Here is a 20067-nt window from a genome sequence, read left to right on the forward strand (position 1 = left end):
CACGTTACCGGAAGGCTGTTGCGATACCGCTAAAGGACACAGTGAGCGGATCGTTAGCGAGACGCTGAAAATTCAACCCAAGGCGCAGCGGCAGGCAGCGCAGGCGCACCGGCACCTGCCTGACGTTCAGTCGGCGTCGGCGACGGTCGTCTGCCCGCCTGCCCATGCCCGCCAGGCGCGCTCGTCGCCATGGAAGACGTTGAGGTCGATGCGGCCGGTCACGCCGTGCGACAGGCCGGAGCCGGAATACTGCCAGAACAGCCATTTGCGGCCGGGATAGACTTTTGAGGGATGCCGCGCGACGGCGCGCAGCCAGAACGGATAATCGAGAAACGCACCCTTGAGATTGTCGCGATAGAAATCCGGCGCGGTGTAGATGATGGGCCGCTGGCCGTAATGGCGCTCCAGCTTGTCCATGAACACCTTCATCTTTTCCAGCACGGTGGCCCGCGACGGCCGCCGCTTGCAGGAGGATTCGCCGTTCCACTCGACATCGATTACCGGTGGCAGCGCGCCTTCGACCCTCGGCACATTGCGGATGAACCAGTCGGCCTGCTCGCCCGCAGTGCGGCACCAGTAGAAGAAATGATAGGCGCCGCGCTTCAGCCCGGCGGCGTCGGCATTGCGCCAGTTCTTCATGAACATCGGGTCGAGATGGTCGCCGCCATCGGTCGCCTTGATGTAGGCGAAGTTGGCGCCCTGGGCACGCAGCTTGCGCCAGTTGACATTGCCCTGCCAGCGCGAGACGTCGACGCCGTGGACGGCAAGGTAGCGTGGCGAAGCCTTGCCGAAATTGATCGGCTTGGCGTCGCGGAAACCGTAGCGGGTGACCGGCGAGGCCAGCATGGCCGGCGCCGCGCGCGTCAACCGCTTCGGCGCAGACATCAGAGCGGCGGGCTCGAGCTGTGGTCTGGTGCTCCCCTGCGGCGTGCCCGCGACGATGGCCTCTTCTTCCTCGACCATGGAAAAGGGCGGCGCATTGTCGGCCACAGCGTTGTCGGCCACCATGTCGGACCGCATCGGCGCGAGGTCGGCGGTCTCCGCCGGAGCCGCTGTGACCGGCGCGCTCGGACGCACGACCGAACTGGTCGTCTCGTTCGACGGCTGCAAGCCATCGACGCCCGCTGTGGACGAACAGCCGGCAAGCCACAGCGATGCCAACATGAAACTGACGACGCCTGAAATCCGCATCTGGACCTGTACGCAAAACACAACAGACCGAAGGCAAACAGACGCCGCCGGACAAACCGGCTTCGATTACTAACGAGAAATTACCAACAAAGTTTGAATCAAGTTGTTAGGAATTGGCCCTCTTGTCTTCTCCCCTTGTGGGAGAAGGTGGATTGCCGCGAAGCGGCAAGACGGATGAGGGGTGTTCCAGCNCGCTCTTCCGATCTAACAAAGTTTGAATCAAGTTGTTAGGAATTGGCCCTCTTGTCTTCTCCCCTTGTGGGAGAAGGTGGATTGCCGCGAAGCGGCAAGACGGATGAGGGGTGTTCCAGCGGAGTGAGGCGTTGGCGTTCCCTGGAACACCCCTCATCCGACCGAGCTTCGCTCGGCCACCTTCTCCCACAAGGGGAGAAGGGGAAGCCCTTACCTTCCCAGCCATTGCTGCATGCAGCTTTTCGCCACCACATGCGCCGGTGGCACGGCGTCGGCGGCCGGGCGGCGGGCACGTTCGAGCAGCAGGCGAACCTGTTCGGGGCGCACGCGGTCACGCTCCATGACGAGGAGGACCATCGGGTCGCTCAAAAGCTCGTCCAGGGTGTTGATTCTGTCGCTCATCGGTCGTCTCCTCGATACCGGCCCGCAGACGATAGATAGGCAGGCAATCATGGCCCGCCAATGACGCTTTGCCGGCTATGTCGTGGTTTCGGGATTAATTTCCGGTAAGGCCGGCGTCAGTTCGGAGGCGGCGCGCCTTCATGGTGCGGCAGGCCGTCATCGAGTTGCAGCCAGGGCTGCTTCGAGGCGGTCCACATATGCATTTCCGGCTTGAACAGCGAGGGATCGTCGAGCGAGCCGGTGGTGATGCCGACGATGCCGGCGGAGTCGCGTCGGGAAAACAGCGTGGTGCCGCAAGCGGCGCAAAAGCCGCGCTTGAGGTCCGGAGAGGTGTTGACCGTCGCCACCTCTCCCTCGACGGTGACATCGTCGATGCGAAACAAAAGGCGGGCATTGAAAGCCGCGCCGATCACCTTCTGGCAGCGCCGGCAATGGCAGACGCGCTGGTTGAGCGGCGCCGCCTCGGTGCCGTAGCGCACTGCCCCGCAATGGCATCCGCCCTGGTATTTCGTCATCATTCGAACCCATCGCACTGAAGGTCTCTTGATGATATCGACAGGTACCTTCCGGTCAATTGAAAAGTCCTGATGGCGCCATCGATTGCGCCGATAGGACCAATGGCTGCGCCAAGGCTCCGTAGCCTCGCAGGCACAAAAAAGCCGACCGCCTCTTCGAGACGGCCGGCATGTATTTTCAGGCAAGCTATTTCGTTTCGCTGAGGACTTCGTCCCAGGTCTTCACCTTGGTTTCGCCATTGAGGAAGGGCAGTGCCGCGGCCGTCAGCTCCGGTGCGAAGAAGACGTCGTAGTGGGTGCGATTGGGAATGATGGCCAGCCGGTTCTGCGACAGGTTCTCACGCATCCAGCCGGCATCCTTCAGCCCGCCGCCGAGCATCTGGTAGAACTTGATCTCGTGCTCGGGCTTGTACATGTCGCTGTCGCCATAGGCCAGCATGACTGGCATCTTCAGCTTCGCCACATCGGCGGAATAGTCGTAATCCTTGCGCATGAAATTGCCCAGCGCATCGAGCAGTTTAGGGAAATCGTCGGGACGTGGGGCGACGGCGACGTAGGATTTGTACATCGGCGTGTCCTTCATGAAATCGGCGGCGGCCGCGCTCACCTGCGCCTGCTGGCCGCGCATCTCGTCATAGAAGCCATTGGCGGCGAAGCCGGTCGAGACCAGGACCAGACGTCTCACCGTCTCGGGATGCTGGACGGCCATACGGAAGGCGACGCCGCCGCCCAGCGAATAGCCAAGCACGTCGACCTTGTCATAGCCGAGCGCCTTGACGATACCAGCCATGTCGTCGCCCATCCCCTCCAGGCTGAAGGGTCGCTCGCCGAGCGCGGTGCGGCCATGGCCCTGCAGGTCGACGGCAATGATGGTGCGGTTTTCCGCCAGCTTCGGCAGCAGCGGCGCGAACATGTCCGACGTGCCAAGGCCGCCATGCAGCAGAAGCAGCGGTTCGCCCTTGCCGTAGACGGCATAGTAGTAATTCAGGCCGTCGATCGGCAGCAGGCCGGACTTTTCCGGCTTCGGCATGGCTGTTGCTTCGGTGGTCATGGCGGGCTTGGTCTCCACTGCATTGGCTGGGCCGGGCGCTGCAAACAAGGCAGCGACCGAGGCAAGAATGGCGAAATAGATTGGTCTGGACATGTCGGTCTCCTCGGGTTCCGCCCCAAGGACGAGCGAGCACGCCGCGTGCCGACATGCCCTGCGAAAAAATCCGCGGAAGAATGATCGGTTTGGCTGTTGTCGATCGGTCGCGCGCCTCAGTGGCGCTTGGCTTGCACCAGATAGGCGTCGATCTCGGTCTCGCCGAGCCATTTGGCGGCTTCCAGCCGGTGCAGGCCCTCGACCAGGATGTGGCGCTTGCCGTCATGGCGAACCTGGATCGGCGTCTTCATGCCGTTTTCCAGTATGTCTTCGGCCAGATGCCGGACCGTTTCGGGATGCAGCGTCTTCTTGCGCGCCGTCGGCACGTAGATTTCGTCGACCTTGACCTTCTGCACTCTCAGCATACCGGCTCCCGAGGCGGAAAATGCCGCCTCGCCTGAGATAGTCGGTTTGCCGGGTGCGGCCAAGAGCGGCCAAGCAATTGTGTCGTATGCAATTGCTGGCCCGATCGTTTCCATTTGACGCTTGGCCGGCAGATGGCCGAAATGGCGGCCTGTCACTTTTCCGGTGTTCATGACCCAACTGCCGACCGAATTTCCCGATTTCGGACTGACGCCCGAGCAGCGCCGCGAGGCAGTGCGCGGCCATTACTATGAATGGCCGGGAATGGACGGCGAGCGCGGCGAGATCTGGTGTTATTCCAACCGCTTTTCCTACCGCGCCGGCGAGACCGTGACGCTGCATGTCAGTTCGAGAGTGCCGCGCTTCAGCATTGTCATTGTCCGCGACGGCGGCAGCGAGACAAAAGTCTTCGAGCAAACGGGGCTTTCGGCGCGCTGGCAGGATACGCCCGACCAGTGCTCGGTCGAAGGCTGCGGCTGGGAGGCGTCGTTTCAATTCAGCATCGGCAAGGATTGGCCGTCCGGCGCCTACCGGCTGACGCTGACGGCGGACGGCGGCGACGGCAAGCCGATCCACTGCCACCACCTCATCATCGTCGCGCCCCTGCCCGGCAAAAAGCCCGGTCGCGTGCTGCAGGTGGCGGCGACGGGCACCTGGCTGTCCTACAACACCTGGGGCGGCTCCAACGCCTATCAGGGCATCACCGGCCCGGGCCGCGACCAATATGCGCGCATGGTGTCGACGCAGCGGCCCTGGTGCCGCGGCTTCGTGGTGCTGCCCAAGGATGCGCCGCGCGTGCCGCTGGAGGTTGCGGTGCCGCCGAAAACAGTGCCGCGCTATCCGCACATGGAATGGGCGTACGCCACCGGACATTCGAAGAAATACACCTCCTCCGGCTGGGCGAGCTATGACAGCCACTTCTTCCGCTTTGCCGAGCGGGCCGGCTATGGCGTCGATCTCGCCAGCCAGCACGATTTGCACTTCTCGCCCGAGATTCTCGACGGCTACGACTGTGTGGTCTTCGTCGGCCATGACGAGTACTGGACCTGGGAAATGCGAGACGCCGTCGACAGCTACGTCGAGCGCGGCGGTCATGCGGCGCGCTTTGCCGGCAATTTCATGTGGCAGACCAGGCTCGAGGACGAAGGCCGGCGGCAGGTCTGCTACAAATACCGGGCGCGCGCCGAAGACCCGGCCTATGGCGGCGACGTCACCCGCGCCACCAACTCCTGGGAAGCGCCTGAGATCGGTCGTCCCGGCGCAATGACGTTCGGCCTCAACGCGACGCGCGGCGTCTATGCCGGCTGGGGCGGATGCGCACCGCGCGGCATGCGCGGCTTTCCGGTCTATCGGCCCGAGCACTGGGCCTTTGCCGGCACCGGCATGTACTATGGCGACCTGCTTGGCGCCGACAGTCATGTCTATGGCTATGAGGTCGACGGGCTCGATTTCGAGATCCGCGGCGGCCTGCCCTATCCGACACCGGACAGCGGTGCGCCTGACGGGCTGCAGGTGCTGGCCGTCGGCATGGCGAGCCAGGTCGAGGAAAGCGCCGACATCCCGATCGAGGACCAGTTTCTCACCGACGAGGATGGCCGCTTTACGGCCGAAACGCTATTTGGCGAGGCGACCGACGCCAATCTGGAAAAAGTCAAACGCGGCAACGGCATGATCGTCAATTTCCCGCGCGGCAAGGGCGAGGTTTTCCACGCCGGAAGCTGCGAATGGGTGGCCGGCCTGCTCAGGCAGGATCCGATGGTCGAGCGCGTGACCAGGAATGTAATCGATCGCTACCTCGGAAAGTCCTGACATGCAGAAGCCCTCATCAACTGGTTCAGAAACGCGCGCGCCATCGCACCTGTTCTACCTCTCCAGCCTGCGCCGGCCGCTGATCGACCGCGCCGAAGGCATCTATATGTGGACGCAGGACGGCCGCCGCTTCATCGACGGATCGAGCGGGCCGATGGTCGCCAATATCGGTCACTCCAACCGCAACGTGCTCGATGCCATGAAGCGGCAGATGGACCGCGCCACCTTCGCCTACCGGCTGCATTTCGAGAACGAACCGGCGGAAGAACTGGCGCGGGAGCTCGCCGGCAAACTGCCGGAGGGCATGGACCGAATCTTCTTCGTCTCCGGCGGTTCGGAGGCGACGGAATCCTGCATCAAGCTGGCGCGGCAATGGGCGGTCGCGACCGGCCAGCCGAAGCGCTGGAAGGTTATCACGCGTTTTCCCTCCTATCATGGCGGCACGCTGGGTTCGCTTTCGATAACCGGCGACGATGCGCTGGCCGAAACGTTCACACCGATGATGCGGGTGATGCCGACCGTGCCGGCGCCGACGGCATGGCGCGACCGCGACAATCTTTCGATGGAGCAGCGCGGCGTCCGCTATGCCGACATGCTGGAGGAGAAGATCCAGGCCGAGGGCCCGGACAGCGTGCTCGCCTTCATCATGGAGCCGATCGGCGGTGCGGCGACTTCGGCCCTCGTCGCACCGGACAGCTATTATCCGCGTATACGCGAGATCTGCGACCGCTACGGCATCCTGCTCATCCATGATGAAGTGATGAGCGGCGCCGGCCGCACCGGAAAATTCCTTGGCGGCGACCATTGGAACTGCAAGCCCGACATCGTCGCGCTGTCGAAGGGGCTTGGCTCCGGCTATGCGCCGCTCGGCGCGCTGGCCGCCCCGATGCGGCTGGTCGAGCCGCTGCTGGCGTCGGGCGGCTTCCAGCATGGCCACACCTATGCTGGCAATCCGCTCGCCTGCGCGGCCGGGCTCGCCGTGCTCGGCGAGATGGACCGCCTCGACCTGATCGCCAATGCCGCCGCGATGGGCGACGTGCTGATGGACGGGCTGAAAGGGCTGGCGAAGCGTTTTCCGTTCATCGCCGATGTCCGAGGCAAAGGCCTGCTCACCGGCGCCGAGATGGTTGCCGATCCCGAAACTCTACGGCCGATCGAACAGGGCAAGAAAGCCACGCAGCGCCTGCTCGACCTCGCCTACGAGCGCGGGCTGATCATCTACGGCCGCAGGGTCAAGGGCGGTGTAGACGGCGACAATTTCATGGTGGCGCCGCCGATGATCGTCACGGCTGAAGAGGTCGGCGAGATCATTTCCATCATCGGCGATTCGCTGGAAGTTCTGGCCGCCGAACTCGACCTGCCGGTCGAAGGCTGAGGGCTAAAGAATGGCGCCGAGGAAAGTCATCATCACCTGCGCGGTCACTGGCTCGGTGCACACCCCGTCCATGTCGCCCTATCTGCCGGTGACGCCGGACCAGATCGCGACCGGCGCCATCGCGGCGGCCGAGGCTGGCGCCTCAATCCTGCATCTCCACGCCCGCGATCCCAAAGACGGCCGGCCGACCGCCGATCCTGAGGTGTTCATGCAGTTCCTGCCGCGCATCAAGCAAGCGACCGATGCGGTGATCAACATCACCACCGGCGGTTCGTCGCTGATGACGCTCGACCAGCGGCTGGCGGCACCACTGCGGGCCGAGCCGGAAATGTGCTCGCTCAACATGGGCTCGATGAATTTCGCGCTGTTCCCGATGCTCGACAAGCCAAGGGAGTGGCAGCACGAGTGGGAACCAAAGCTGCTCGAAGCCACGCGCGACACCATCTTCAAGAACACCTTTGCCGATATGGAAGGCGTGCTCGAAAAGCTCGGCAAGGGCTGCGGCACGCGCTTTGAGTTCGAATGCTACGATGTCGGCCATCTCTATTCGCTGGCGCATTTTCGCGACCGCGGGCTGGTGTCGGGGCCGCTGTTCATCCAGTTCGTGCTCGGCATTCTGGGCGGCATCGGTGCCGATCCCGACAATCTCATCCACATGAAGCGCATTGCCGACAAGCTGTTCGGCGACAGCTACCAGTTCTCGGTGCTCGCCGCCGGCCGCCACCAGATGCCGCTGATCTCGATCGCAGCGGCGATGGGCGGCAATGTCCGCGTCGGGCTGGAGGACAGTCTCTACGACGGACGCCAGCTGGCGAAATCCAACGCCGACCAGGTGCGCAGGATACGTGGCATTCTCGATGGCCTGTCGCTGGAGGTGGCCACACCGGCGGAGGCGCGGGAGATGCTGGCGCTGAAGGGTGGGGACCGGGTGGCGTTTTGAGATGATTGAGATGGCGGCGCCCAGTCGCACCCCCCTCTGTCCTGCCGGACATCTCCCCCCCAAGGGGGGAGATTGGATGTCGCCACGGCCTTCGCAAACTTCCAAAGTTGCAGGATGGACGGCAGCGCAGAAACTGCTGATCTCCCCCCTTGAGGGGGAGATGGCCGGCAGGCCGGAGGGGGGTGCCTTGGCATCATACCTCCAGTGACTGCCTCGCCTAAAGTCACCCTCCGCCCCGGCACCATCGACGACGTCGACACCATCCATGCCGCGCTGCTCAAGCTCGGCACCCATATCGGCGCGCATCAGGAGATCACGTCCACTGCCGACGATCTCCGCCGCTACGGCTTTGGCGACAAACCCGCCTTCTCCACCCTGATCGCCGAGATCGGCGGCGATTTTGCGGGGCTCTGCCTGCATTTCCCGATCTTCTCGACATGGATGGGGCGGCCCGGCGTCTATATCCAGGACCTCTATGTCGAGGACCGGTTTCGCGGCCGCAAGATCGGCGAAAGACTGCTGCGCCGGGTCGCGCGCGACTGCCGCCGGGATGGCGGCGCCTATCTCAGGCTGTCCGTCGACACCGACAATGACGGCGCCAAGGCTTTTTATGAGAGACTGGGCATCGCCTGGTCGAGCTACGAGCAGACGCAGAAGATTGTTGGCGATGCCTTTTTCGCCTTTGCCGATGCAGCGCAGGATGGGGACGCGGAATGAAAGCCTTCTTTGCCGAGGAGCAGAAACGCCACGACCCGAAGGCCTTTCTGTCCAGCGGTGCGCCGCAGCCCAATCCCGAACAGCCGGAGCGGGTAGAGCGATTGTTAGCCGGCGCAAAATCCGCCGGATTGATGATCGAGCGGCCCAGGGAACATGGCCTAGGCCCGGTGGCGGCCGTGCATACGCCGGAGTATCTCGCCTTCCTCGAACACATTTTTGCGCGCTGGCAGCGCATCGAGGGCGCATCCGCGGAAGTCATCCCCAACATCCATCCACTGGCCCGCACAGGGTCCTATCCGGCCTCGGCGGTCGGCCAGGCCGGCTACCACATGGCCGACACCGCTTGCCCGATTTCGGCCGAGACCTGGCAGAGCGCGCTGTGGAGCGCCTGGAGCGCGGTCGAGGCGGCTGAAACCGTCATGGCTGGCGCGCCCGCCGCCTATGCGCTCTGCCGGCCACCCGGGCACCATGCCTTTGCCGATGTCGCCGGCGGCTTCTGCTTCATCAACAATTCAGCGGTCGCGGCCCAGGTGTTGCGCAAGCAGGCAGCGCGGGTGGTGATCCTCGATGTCGACCTGCATCACGGCAATGGCACGCAAGGCATCTTTTATACGCGTTCCGACGTCCTGACGGTGTCGCTGCACGCCGATCCGGTGCGCTTCTATCCGTTCTTCTGGGGCCATGCCGATGAGCGCGGCGAAGGTCCGGGCCTCGGCTATAATTTCAACCTGCCATTGCCGCGCAAATCAGCCGACGCGGCGTTTCTGGAGGCCCTCGAAGTGGCGTTCCAGCGTATCCGCGCCTTTTCGCCGGACGCGCTGGTCGTGGCGCTCGGTCTCGATGCGTTCGAGGGCGATCCGTTCGGCGGGCTTTCGGTGACCACGCCCGGTTTCTCGCGGATCGGCGAGGCAATTGCCAAGCTCGGCCTGCCGACGGTTATCGTCCAGGAAGGCGGCTATCTTTGCGACGCGCTCGGCGACAATCTCACGGCGTTCCTCACCGGTTTCGGCGGCAAACAGCGATAGCTGACTAGCGCTGCTGCCTCAGCATGGCGATCACCCGGTGCACGCTTTCCAACGTCTCGTCGATCTCTGCCGCCGTGTTGTAGTGCGCAATACCGATGCGCACGACGCCCTGCTCGGCCGGAATGCCGAGATGGTGGACGATCTCCCAGGCGTAGTTGTGACCCGACCATAGAAAAATGTTCTCGGCATTCATCTGCCGCACGATCGTCTCTGGCACGATGCCGTCGACGGTGAAGGACACGGTCGGCACGCGCTCAATGACACGCTTCTGATCGGTGATGCCGCGGATGGTCAGGCCCTCAATGGCGGACAGCCCATCGATCAGCCTCAGCGCCAGCGGGTTTTCGTAGGCGATCGACACTTCGTATGCCTTTGCGATCTTTTGCCTTCGCGAACCGCCCTCGCCGGCCGCAGCACCGAGTTCGGCGAAGTAATCGACCGCTGCGGTAAGCCCGGCCATCAGTTCGATCTGCGGCGTGCCGAGTTCGAAGCGCTCCGGCAGGCCATTGGAAGAGCAACGGCATTTGTAGGGTTGCAGCGCATCGATGATGTCGCGGCGTCCCCACAATATGCCCATATGCGGGCCGAAGAATTTGTAGGCCGAGCAGATCAGGAAGTCGCAGCCGAGATCCTGCACGTCGACCAGCCCATGCGGCGCGAACTGCACGGCGTCGACATAGACCACCGCGCCGGCCTGTTTGGCGATGGCCGTCAGCGCTTTCACCCGATTGATCGAGCCGGTGAGGTTCGAGGCATAGTTCAGCGCAACGAGTTTTGTCCTGTCGGTAAGCAGAGCGCTGAGCGCCGCCTCCTCGACCTGCCAGCTGTTCTCGTCGAAAGGCAGGAAGCGCACCAAGAGGCCAAGATCTTCGGCCAGTTGCAGCCAGGGCGAGACATTGCCCTCATGATCCATGCGGGTGACGATGATCTCGTCGCCCGGCTTGAAGCCGCGGCCGAGCGTGCGCGACATGTGATAGGTCAGCGTCGTCATGTTGGCGCCGATGATTATTTCCTCCGCGCTCGCTGCACCCAGGAAATCGGCCATCGCCTCATGGGCGTCGTCGAACACCTTTTGCGCGGCAAGCGTGGTTTCGAAATAGCCGCCGAGATTGGCGTTGGTGGTGAGGAGGCAGCGCGCCACCGCATCGGCAACCGCCTGTGGCACCTGCGTGCCGGCCGGATTGTCGAGATAGATGCGCCGGCGGCCTTTGTCGGTCAGGTCCAGCGCCGGAAATTTTCCCCTGACGGTCTCGATCGGAAAATCCATTGCTGTCCCCTTCCCCTTGTGTTTTCTACGGAATTCCGCCCGGAGTGCCCGCTTACGGACAAGGATTGCCCACGCGCTGGTGGATCGCGTCGACGGCCTTCTGCATCTCGTCGGTCCAGGTCACGTCGACTGAGGACAGCGCCATCTCGAGCTGGGCAATCGTCGTCGCGCCGATGATGCTGGAGGTAACAAAGGGTCGGCTGGCGACATAGGCGTTGGCGAACAGCGCCGGTTCGAGGCCGAAGGAGCGCGCCAGTTCGTTGTATTCGAGCTGCGCCTCCGCCGCATTTGGCGTCTCGTAGCGCTGGCCGCGGTTGAACAACTGCGAGCGCGAACCCTGCGGCCGTGCGCCATGGTCGTATTTGCCGGTGAGATAGCCCTGCGCCAGCGGCGAATAGGCGAGGAAGCCGACATCCTCGCGCCCGCAGACTTCGGCCAGGTTCACCTCAAAGGTACGGTTGACCAGATTGTAGGCGTTCTGCAGCGAAACGATGCGCGGGCCGACGCCCTTGTCGGCCTCGGCGATGAAGCGCATGACGCCCCAGGAGCTTTCGTTCGACAGGCCGAGATGGCGGATCTTTCCCGCCTTCACCAGTTCCTCGAAGACTGCGAGTGTCTCGGCGATCGGCGTCTCGCCGGGCGGCGCGCCAACGGCATCGGCACGGCGCGGCACAGCACCCACGCGGGTCGGGTTGGCGCCCCAGGGGATGTCGCGCTCCGGCCAGTGGATCTGGTAGAGGTCGAGATAGTCGGTGCCGAGCTTGGCGAGCGATTTGTCGATGGCGTCAAAGATGTCGGCGCGCACCAGTTTTGACGGCCGGTCGCCACGAAACCAGCGGTTGGCGGTGCGGCCGACCACTTTCGAGGCCAGGATGACCTTGTCGCGATTGCCCTTGGCCTTCATCCAGCTGCCGATGAACTTCTCCGTCCGCCCCTGCGTCTCCTCCTTGGGCGGTATCGGGTAGAGCTCGGCCGTGTCGATGAAATTGACCCCGCGCGCAAAGGCCAGATCCATCTGCGCATGGCCATCGGCCTCGGTGTTCTGCTGGCCCCAGGTCATCGACCCCAGGCAGATCTGGGTAACAAGAAGATCGGTCCGACCGAGACGGCGTTTGTGCATGGGGTTTCTCCGGCGGGAGGTTTGCGCGGACGGCGCGGGGAGGAGATTCCAGCATAAAGCAAAGGCTGCGGCTTCTCCAACCCCCTGCCGGCTCCGGGTGGTGCCTCAGTTTGAATTCCTGAGCCACGGGATAGTCGCATGGCATTCACTCTCAGCCGCCTCAGCGGTCTCGTAAAATCCTCCTCCGAAGCTGTTTTCGGAGGGTGCCCAGTAAGCATATCTCTCGTCGAGACCGTGTTCGCCTTCGTACCAAGCGTCCTCACGGAACGTGTAATAAGAAGCTTCACCTACTTCAAATCTGACGATATTGGCCCGTGCAAGCCGATCATCTCGATAGATCGTTTTGAGTACAGTGCTCATCCCAGTCACTTTTTTTGCAAGGTCCGCGCTTTTCCGGCTTTGGCGCAACGCGCGTCCATCTTCTCGCAACGCTCTTTCATCGACCAGGCTGATACACTACTCGGCTCCAACCTTTGCGTGAATTGTGAGAGTGCTCTAACGGCGTGCCCCAGCCAAAGCCCGCCGCTTGGCTTCGTCGATCAACATGTTGGCCACCTGCATGCGGATCATGGCGCGCTGGCGCAGATGCGGCGCGACACGGTCGGGATGGTTGGCGAAGGCGAAGCTGCGGCGCATGCGGCCGAGATCGGCGTTCTTGACGGGATGATCGAGGCCGAGTTCGACCGCGATTGCGTCAGGATCGATCGGTGGCAGCTTCTCCTCGGGCTTTGCTTCCTCGCCGGCCAGTGCCTGCTTGGCCTGGTCGAGAAGGGCTGCGAATTCGGCGGCGAGATCGGCTCCCGCCTCGCGGTATTCGGCGGCGAATGTTTCGCCCGAGACCTTGATGCGGCCGGAATGAAGCTCGTCGGCCACGGAGAGATAGTCGAACGGGATCGACGGCCGCGCGCCGGTCTCCCCGCCAGCCTCGTCCTTGTCGGAGGCAACGAACAGATCGTCGAGCAAGGAAGCGAAATCCCGCTTGGCGCCGATGTCAGCCTCCCCCTCGTTTAAGCGTGCGAACAGAGCCGGTCGCAGCATAGAACCGGCTCGTTAAAAATGAATGCCGCTGATCTTAACCAGTTTAGGCGTTTGCGAGGCTTGCGCGGGCCCGGTTGGCGATGTGCAAGACCCAACAAAAAGCCGGACTGCATTTGCATGCAGTCCGGAAATTCGCCAGGAGTGGCGAGGAAAAGCCGGCCATGTGCCAGCGTCTATGCATACGGTGGGGATGCGCCACAAGTTTCAGCGCACGCGGCAATTGTGCCGAAAAAAATTCGCTTGGCATGGCTGCCATGCAAATGCTGCACTGCACAATCTTCACAATTTTCCTATATTCGGCGCCGTGGAGGATCAACAAGGGGCCGAATCATGGGGTTCTTCACTGAAATGTTTGCCCGTCCGCGTCCGCAGGAGCATCAGCGTTATCGTTCCGCCCTGGCACTGCTGCACTCGATGAGCAATGCCGACCGCGCCGACATCGGCGTCAAGCCGGCCGATTTCCCACGCATCGCGCGCGAAATGTCACTGCGTTGAACCAGCGCGAGACGAGGTTTCCCGGCAGCGACCGGGAAACCTCGGAATGCCGAATTCGTCAACGATTCCCGAGATAGGCACCCTTGGTCAGCGGCACGCCATTGTGGCGCAGGATGTCGTAGGCGGTGGTCACGTGGAAATAGAAGTTGGGCATGGCGACATGCAGCAGATACTGCATGCCGGGCATCGAGGCTTCGCGCTGGCCAAACTTCAGTTCGACCACCCTTTCATCCGAACCCTCGAATTCGGCGGCCGAGAATGACGCCAGCAGATCGAGCGTCTTGGTCAGGCGCGCCTGAAGCTCGGCGAAGGTCGCTTCATTGTCTTCGTATTTCGGCACCTCGCGACGGGCCAGCCGTGATGGCGCGCCCTTGGCGTGGTCGGTGGCGACCTGCACCTGCCTGACCAGCGCGTACATGTCGGGCGCCAACCTCGCGGTCAAAAACACCTGCGGGTCGATCTTGCGCTCGGTTGCATTCTGTTCGGCCGCCGACAGCACGCCGGACAGCGCCTTCAGCCTGGCCGAAAACACCGGCACCGAGGCTTCATACATCGATAGTGTCACGTTCAAATCTCCATTGCGGCTGAAGCGCCGACGGCGGGACGTAGCGCCTTCCCGGAGGATTTTTCAAGCGTCACCACGTCGCCGCAATCTCTATGATAGACTCCTTCGTGGTGGAGATTCTCCGATGAGACGCGTCTTTCTGGCAGCGGCCGCCTTTTGCTCCCTTGCCGCATCCGGCCAGGCTGTGTTCGCCGACGATGAACCGGCAGCCGATGACCAGGCCCCTTACGTCGATGACAGGTCGGACGCCGCAGCCGTCATCCGCTCGCTCTACAGCGCCATCAACCGGCACGAATTCGCCCGCGCCTGGGCTTACTACGGCGATACCAAGCCGGCAAAGGATTTTGATACCTTCGTCAAGGGCTATGACGGCACCGACAAGGTCGACGTCGAAACCGGCGCCATTTCCGATGAAGGTGCGGCCGGCAGCATCTATTACAGCGTTCCGGTCGCCATCCGCGCCACCGACAAGGACGGCAAGGAAGCAGTTTTCGCCGGCTGCTACACGCTGCGCCAGGTCAGCGCTCAGATCCAGGCCCCGCCGTTCCGACCGATCTTTATCGACAAGGGCGCGCTGAAGCCATCCAAGGCCGATTTCGAGGGGGCGCTGCCGCCAAGCTGTGGTGACGGGCCGCCGCCGCCGAAGAAGGACACCGCACTCGAGCACGTGAAGAAACTGTTCGCCGCTGATTATGGCGATCAGTGTGACAAGCAATTTCTCGGCGAGGAGCCGAACATCTTTTCGATCAAATACAAGGCAAAGGACGCGGCTGCCAGCGATCCCGACAAGGAAACGCGGCTTTTCGAGTTCTACTGCCAAGCGGCAGCCTATAACGCAAGTTCGGTCTACTACATGACCGACGAAGTATCGGGCGTGCGGCAGTTGCAGTTCACCGAGCCCGAAATGGATATCCGTTACGAGAACAATGACAGCGACGGCAAACTGCTGGGCATGGATATCATCGGCTTCCGCACAACCGGCTGGGCGGCCAATTCCGAATATGACGAAGAAGCCAAGACGCTGACCACGTTCAACAAATGGCGCGGCATCGGCGACGCCTCGGACAAGGGGATATACCTGTTCCGTAACGGCGATTTCTCCCTCGTCCAATATGATGTGGACGCGTCTTACGATGGCGAGGAGAACCCGCAGACGGTGGTCGACTACAACACCGCGCCGTAGGGGTCTTAGCAGGAACCGCCGCGCTCAAGCAGTCCTTCACATTCGCCTTCTCGTTTCAGGCCGGGAACGCATCGGCCGGAAGAAGGCGCGAATGTCTTCGACCAGAAGACTCGGTTCCTCCAGCGCAGCGAAATGGCCGCCTCGCGGCATCGATGTCCATCGCTGAACGTCAAAGACCCGCGCCACCCAGGATCGAGGCGGCATCGGCAACTCGCGAGGGAAAAGCGCTACCCCAAATGGCGGCGAAACGCGTTCCAGCGTCTCGAACGCAAGAGGGAACAGTCGATTCTCCTTGTAGAGCCGCAAGGACGAGGTGAGCGCGTTGCTGAACCAATAGAGCGAAACATCCGTAAGGAGCGTGTCCATGCCGAAGGTGCGCTCCACGTCACCGTCGCAATCGCTCCAGCTACGGAACTTCTCGATCATCCAGGCTGCGAGACCGATCGGCGAGTCTGTCAGAGCATAAGCAAGCGTCTGAGGCTTCGTGCCCTGCAGATGGGCATAGGCGCCCTCCGTTGCCGTCCAGGCCGCGCCGTTTTCCAGAAAGGCCTGCTCCTCAACGGTGACGGGTGGCAGACCTGCACCCAAGGGTGGCCGATAGCTCCCGGGAATGTAATTGACGTGGACGCCAAGCACGCTTTCGGAATGGAGCCGTGCCATCCAGGCGGAAACGCCCGCCCCGATGTCGCCTCCTTGGGAAGCGAAGCGGTCGTAGCCGAGCCCCCGCATCAACTGTACCCATAACTCCGCGATGCGGCCGGAATGGAAGCCTGGTTCCGTCGGCGCCTGGGAAAAGCCGTATCCGGGCAAGGAGGGAACTACCACGTGGAAAGCGTCGGCCGGGTCACCACCATGGGCAGCTGGGTCTGCCAGCAATGGAATGACGTGTTCCATTTCGATGAACGAGCCGGGCCAGCCATGCGTTATGATCAGCGGCAGCGGCGCCGGTCCGTTGCCTGGCTGGTGGACAAAGTGGACATCTAGGTTGTTCAGCCTCGTCAGATATTGCGGCAGCCGGTTCAGCCGCGCCTCTTGCACTCTCCAGTCGAAGCGGTCTCGCCAGTAATCCGCAAGGCGCTTGATGAACGGCAGGTCGGCCCCATCACTCCAGCCCGCTTCGCTTAGCGGAATTGGCCATCGTGTTGCGCTAAGCCGGCGCTGGAGATCTTCAAGTTGTTCGTTCGGAATTTGGATCTTGAAGGGGTGAGCGTCCATCGCTGTGCTTCCGATCTGTTGGATCATATCAGCCTACCCCAGTAAGGATATCGGCCGAACCATGATCGCCAAAACCAACGGGCACCTCTGGGCCATATGCCTCAGGGCGCTTTTGACAGCATCCAGTTCAACGTTTGGCGCCAGTCCACCATGCGGATCGGCGTGCCGTGGGTGCCCGTTTCAAAACGGACGAACCGGGTCGGATAGGCTTTCGAGTTCGCAATGATGGAGCGGAAGAAGGCTTCCTGTTTCTCCACGGGAAAGACCGGGTCCTTGCTGCCCTGGCCGAAAAACACCGGCACGTGACGCCTGTAAGCCGGGCTCGAAAGGAAGCTGTCATCCCATAGCGAGCCGAGCAGCAGCAGCCCGCTGATGCGCCGTCCGGTATCGTCGCGGCCGGCAAGTTTCCAGCACAGCGCACCACCCATCGAGCCGCAGGCGACGAAAATCTTCGCGTCCGGCGAGGCCTCGGCATAGTGGCCGATCAGGGCTGCGATCTGCGCCGCGCCCTTGTCGCCGAAATCGGTGAAATCGGGTGAGAGATAAAGGCCGCCATTGCCGGCCATCAGGTTCTTGATGCGGTTGAAATTGCCGCCGAAGGTGAAGTCGTCGACACCCTGCTTGCGGCTGCCGCCCTGCCCGTGCAGGTAAAGCACGATGATGCCGGCGCCATCGGTCTTGCCGACAGCGACATGCCTGACATCGCCGGCATCGGTTTTCAGCATCAAATCCTGCTGCACCTTGCGCACGCCGGTGTCGGTATACTGCGCATGCACGCGCTTTTCCGGCACTTCGTCGCGGTCGTTGATGTCGCGCATCTCGCGATAGTCGATGACGGTGTAGGCGCCTTTGTCCGTGGACGAGAGCGTCGCCGGATAGGCGAAGAGGTCATCCTTGTAGGGTTTTAGTTCGAGCGCGTCGGCGTGGGCGGCAGAGAACAGGAAAAAGAGCGAAATCAGAAGGCTATGGAGCGCGGCCGCCCCCCTCTGGGCTGCCGGCCATCTCCCCCTCAAGGGGGGAGATTGGATATCACGCCGCCTTCCGCCAATCTTCAAAGCTGCAGGATAGACGCCGCCATCGAGGCTGCTGATCTCCCCCCTTGAGGGGGAGATGGCCGGCAGGCCAGAGGGGGGTAGAAGCGCTGAGGCAAGTAAAGAGAGAGCCATGCTAAAGGCATGCGTTTTTCGGCTTCGCTTTGTCAATCCTGCAGCACGCCGCCGGCGTCTTCCAGCGCCTCGCGGGTGTCGACATCGATCGACGCGCCGTCGCCGATCTCGACGTCGATGACATCCAGTCCCTCGGCCTCGACCAGATGGCGGGCGCCGGTGTCGCCCTCGAGGTGAGCGATGCCTCCAAACAGCGCGCGTGGCAGCAGCACCGGATTGCCGCGGCGGCCGTCATGGGCGGCACGCACCACTGAGCGGCCGCCGTCCCTACGGAAGGCCTCGATCAACCGGTCGAGATCGGCCGATGAGATACCCGGCATGTCGCCGAGGACGATCATGGCGCCGGCCGCCTCGGCTCCAACGCGGGCAATGCCGGCTTTTAGAGACGAGGACAGGCCGTCGGCAAAATCCGGATTGTCGGCGAAGATCACGTCGAGGCCGGTCAAGGCTTGGTGCACCCGCTCACGCTGGTGGCCGGTGACGACAACGGTGCTGGTTGCCTTCGAGGCCAGTGCGCGCTCGACTGTCCGGCGCACCAGCGGTTTGCCGTCGAACAGCGCCAGAAGCTTGTTCGGCCCGCCCATGCGGCTGGAGCGACCGGCGGCCAGAAGCACGATCTCGACCTTCAGCCCGGCTCTCGCCGGCAGCGGCTCGCGCGGCTGCGGCCGGGTCGGGATTTCCATCAAGAGGCCGCCAACGCCCATGCCGGCGATGTCCTTGGCGGTGACGTCGAGGCCGGCGATCAGCCTGTCGAGCACCCAATCGAAACCGTTCTCCTTGGGGCTGCGGGCGCAACCGGGCGCGCCGATGACGCGCTTGCCGTCGAGCGTGCCCAGCACCAGCAGATTGCCGGGATCGACGGGCATGCCCGCGCGGATCACCGTGCCACCTGCTGCCTCGATCGCCGCCGGAACGACATCGTTGAAATCGCTCATCGCCGAGGCGCCGAAGATCACCACCATGTCGTTGTCGCGCGCCAGCGCGGCCGCTGCCTCGGCTACAGGCGCGATCTCGTGCGGCGTGCGGCGCTCCGTCGTCAGCCGGCCGCCGGAGCGTGCCAGCCGGGCCTCGGTGACGCGCAGCGTCTTGTCGAGCACGCTGGCCTTGATGCCGGGCAGCATCGTCTGAATGACGCCGATGCGCACCGGCTGATAAGCGTTGACGGCGAAGATCTCGTCACCGGCGCAGATTTTCACCACCTTGTCGACCAAAGCTGAGGCGACGGCGAAGGGGATGATCTTGACCGTCGCCACCATTTGCCCCGTCTCGACCGGCGCGTGCTGCGCCAGCGTGGCGATGGTGATGGTCGGGTCGACCGCATTGATGGCGTCGATCATGGCGGCATCGACGGTGAAGAGACCGGCGGCCTTGGCATGGAGGTTGACGCGGCCGGTCGCGGCCGGTTTTGCCTCGATGTTGCGGTGGGCCATGCTGGCAGCAATCTTTTCGGCCGCCGCATCCTCGCTGAGGTCATCGGCGGCAAGCACCGCCACGACGATCTCGGTAATGCCGGCCGCCTTCAGCACCGCCACGTCCTGCGTGCTCAGCCTGTGCGCCTTGCGGAAACGCCGCTCGCCCGCCGTCGTGGCATGCGCCAGCACCGCGCCTTGCGCCTGATCGATCGGGATCGGCCCGAACTTCACGCCGCCGCGCCTTTGGCTTCGAGACCGCGCGAGCGAAAGGCGTGGATCGTCTGCGCCAGGATGGCGACGGCGATCTCGGCCGGGCTCGCCGCGCCAATGTCGATACCGATCGGTGCGTGGATGCGGGCGATCTGGTCGGCGCTGGCGCCGAGCGCCAGCAGGCGCTCGACGCGCCTGGCGTGTGTTTTGCGGCTGCCGAGTGCGCCGACATAGAAACAGTTGGCGTCGAGCGCGGCCTTCAGTGCGAAATCGTCGATCTTCGGATCATGGGTGACGGCGGCCAGCGCCGTATAGCTGTCGAGCGGCTGGCGTTTCAGCACATCCTCCGGCCATTCGGCATGGAGTGCTACATCGGGAAAACGGTCCGGGGTGGCGAAGGCGGTGCGCGGATCGACGATCTCCAGGGGATAGCCGGCGATCCTGGCCATCGGCGCCAGCGCCTGACTGATATGGACGGCGCCGACTACCACCAGGCGCGGCTGCGGCAAATGCGCGTTGAGGAAGAAGGTGCGCCCTTCAGCCTCGACCGAACCCGAATTGCCGGTGCGGAAAGCCTTGGCGATCGCTTGACCGAGATCGCCGGCAACCTGGTCGCCTTCTCGCACGATGCGGTCGCGGCCGTCGCCGAGATCGGTGACCAGGATCGCCGCACGGCGGGCACGGCGTTCGGCATTGAGGGCTTTGAGAGCGTAGGGATCCATG

21 protein-coding genes are annotated in these 20067 nt (G+C 63.2%); 7 read left to right on the forward strand and 14 right to left on the reverse strand.

What is annotated here, in order from left to right; translation table 11 throughout:
- Positions 1-126: 126 nt before the first annotated feature.
- The 5 genes from X771_RS138430 to X771_RS1000000169925 all read right to left on the reverse strand — a co-directional run bounded on the left by X771_RS138430 (position 127) and on the right by X771_RS1000000169925 (position 3809).
- Positions 127-1191 (reverse strand): GH25 family lysozyme, encoded by a 1065-nt coding sequence (locus X771_RS138430; RefSeq protein WP_023690159.1) that lies wholly within the window; start codon positions 1189-1191, stop codon positions 127-129.
- 402 nt (positions 1192-1593) lie between these two features.
- Positions 1594-1785: a hypothetical protein gene (locus tag X771_RS138425; RefSeq protein ID WP_023690160.1), complete on the reverse strand. Its 192-nt coding sequence runs from the start codon at positions 1783-1785 to the stop codon at positions 1594-1596.
- Between the two features lie 116 nt (positions 1786-1901).
- A complete protein-coding gene (locus tag X771_RS138420) occupies positions 1902-2300 on the reverse strand; it encodes a GFA family protein (protein WP_023684918.1) in 399 nt (132 codons plus the stop codon).
- A 187-nt stretch (positions 2301-2487) separates the two neighbouring features.
- Positions 2488-3444 (reverse strand): alpha/beta hydrolase, encoded by a 957-nt coding sequence (locus tag X771_RS138415; RefSeq protein ID WP_023690161.1) that lies wholly within the window; start codon positions 3442-3444, stop codon positions 2488-2490.
- 116 nt (positions 3445-3560) lie between these two features.
- Positions 3561-3809 (reverse strand): ParB N-terminal domain-containing protein, encoded by a 249-nt coding sequence (locus tag X771_RS1000000169925; protein WP_023669061.1) that lies wholly within the window; start codon positions 3807-3809, stop codon positions 3561-3563.
- Between the two features lie 169 nt (positions 3810-3978).
- On the opposite strand from X771_RS1000000169925, the gene X771_RS138405 reads away from it, so the two are divergent.
- The 5 genes from X771_RS138405 to X771_RS138385 all read left to right on the forward strand — a co-directional run bounded on the left by X771_RS138405 (position 3979) and on the right by X771_RS138385 (position 9673).
- Positions 3979-5616 carry a N,N-dimethylformamidase beta subunit family domain-containing protein gene (locus tag X771_RS138405; RefSeq protein ID WP_023690162.1) on the forward strand — a complete coding sequence of 546 codons (1638 nt, stop codon included), beginning with the start codon at positions 3979-3981 and terminating at the stop codon, positions 5614-5616.
- A 1-nt stretch (position 5617) separates the two neighbouring features.
- On the forward strand, positions 5618-6991 hold the full coding sequence (locus X771_RS138400; RefSeq protein WP_023690163.1) for an aspartate aminotransferase family protein: 1374 nt from the start codon (positions 5618-5620) through the stop codon (positions 6989-6991).
- A 10-nt stretch (positions 6992-7001) separates the two neighbouring features.
- Positions 7002-7931: a 3-keto-5-aminohexanoate cleavage protein gene (locus X771_RS138395; protein WP_023690164.1), complete on the forward strand. Its 930-nt coding sequence runs from the start codon at positions 7002-7004 to the stop codon at positions 7929-7931.
- Positions 7932-8135: 204 nt separating this feature from the next.
- The gene (locus X771_RS138390) at positions 8136-8648 is read left to right on the forward strand and encodes a GNAT family N-acetyltransferase (protein WP_023690165.1); all 513 of its coding nucleotides are present in this window, start codon (positions 8136-8138) and stop codon (positions 8646-8648) included.
- The gene (locus tag X771_RS138385; protein WP_023690166.1) at positions 8645-9673 is read left to right on the forward strand and encodes a histone deacetylase family protein; all 1029 of its coding nucleotides are present in this window, start codon (positions 8645-8647) and stop codon (positions 9671-9673) included. The genes X771_RS138390 and X771_RS138385 overlap by 4 nt, the downstream gene beginning before the upstream one ends.
- 4 nt (positions 9674-9677) lie before the next feature.
- Here the strand turns inward: X771_RS138385 and X771_RS138380 are convergent, their stop codons facing one another.
- From X771_RS138380 to X771_RS138370, 4 genes are all read right to left on the reverse strand, one after another.
- Positions 9678-10940 carry a cysteine desulfurase-like protein gene (locus X771_RS138380; RefSeq protein WP_023690167.1) on the reverse strand — a complete coding sequence of 421 codons (1263 nt, stop codon included), beginning with the start codon at positions 10938-10940 and terminating at the stop codon, positions 9678-9680.
- A 52-nt stretch (positions 10941-10992) separates the two neighbouring features.
- Positions 10993-12060, reverse strand: a complete 1068-nt coding sequence (locus X771_RS138375) for an aldo/keto reductase (RefSeq protein ID WP_023690168.1) — start codon at positions 12058-12060, stop codon at positions 10993-10995.
- A gap of 105 nt (positions 12061-12165) precedes the next feature.
- Positions 12166-12420 carry a hypothetical protein gene (locus tag X771_RS1000000168375; protein ID WP_156936042.1) on the reverse strand — a complete coding sequence of 85 codons (255 nt, stop codon included), beginning with the start codon at positions 12418-12420 and terminating at the stop codon, positions 12166-12168.
- 135 nt (positions 12421-12555) lie between these two features.
- Complete coding sequence (locus X771_RS138370) at positions 12556-13098, reverse strand: hypothetical protein (RefSeq protein WP_245262765.1); 543 nt, start codon at positions 13096-13098, stop codon at positions 12556-12558.
- 330 nt (positions 13099-13428) lie between these two features.
- Here X771_RS138370 and X771_RS1000000167465 point away from each other — a divergent pair, with 330 nt between their 5' ends.
- The gene (locus tag X771_RS1000000167465) at positions 13429-13593 is read left to right on the forward strand and encodes a hypothetical protein (protein WP_023690170.1); all 165 of its coding nucleotides are present in this window, start codon (positions 13429-13431) and stop codon (positions 13591-13593) included.
- Positions 13594-13651: 58 nt separating this feature from the next.
- Here the strand turns inward: X771_RS1000000167465 and X771_RS138365 are convergent, their stop codons facing one another.
- Entirely contained in the window at positions 13652-14158 is a 507-nt protein-coding gene (locus X771_RS138365; RefSeq protein WP_023690171.1) for a DUF1993 family protein, read from the reverse strand.
- 124 nt (positions 14159-14282) lie between these two features.
- Here X771_RS138365 and X771_RS138360 point away from each other — a divergent pair, with 124 nt between their 5' ends.
- Positions 14283-15341, forward strand: coding sequence for a DUF1176 domain-containing protein (locus X771_RS138360; protein WP_023690172.1), 1059 nt, complete (start codon positions 14283-14285; stop codon positions 15339-15341).
- 36 nt (positions 15342-15377) lie between these two features.
- Here the strand turns inward: X771_RS138360 and X771_RS138355 are convergent, their stop codons facing one another.
- The 4 genes from X771_RS138355 to X771_RS138340 form a co-directional block, all read right to left on the reverse strand.
- The gene (locus X771_RS138355) at positions 15378-16583 is read right to left on the reverse strand and encodes an epoxide hydrolase family protein (RefSeq protein WP_245262767.1); all 1206 of its coding nucleotides are present in this window, start codon (positions 16581-16583) and stop codon (positions 15378-15380) included.
- Positions 16584-16657: 74 nt separating this feature from the next.
- Complete coding sequence (locus X771_RS138350; protein ID WP_245260151.1) at positions 16658-17569, reverse strand: alpha/beta hydrolase; 912 nt, start codon at positions 17567-17569, stop codon at positions 16658-16660.
- A 185-nt stretch (positions 17570-17754) separates the two neighbouring features.
- On the reverse strand, positions 17755-19365 hold the full coding sequence (locus X771_RS138345) for a molybdopterin-binding/glycosyltransferase family 2 protein (protein WP_023690175.1): 1611 nt from the start codon (positions 19363-19365) through the stop codon (positions 17755-17757).
- Complete coding sequence (locus tag X771_RS138340; RefSeq protein ID WP_023669076.1) at positions 19362-20066, reverse strand: XdhC family protein; 705 nt, start codon at positions 20064-20066, stop codon at positions 19362-19364. The genes X771_RS138345 and X771_RS138340 overlap by 4 nt, the downstream gene beginning before the upstream one ends.
- Position 20067 lies beyond the last annotated feature (1 nt).

The sequence above is a fragment of the Mesorhizobium sp. LSJC269B00 genome, assembly GCF_000502815.1.
In the GTDB taxonomy this organism is placed as follows: Bacteria; Pseudomonadota; Alphaproteobacteria; order Rhizobiales; family Rhizobiaceae; genus Mesorhizobium.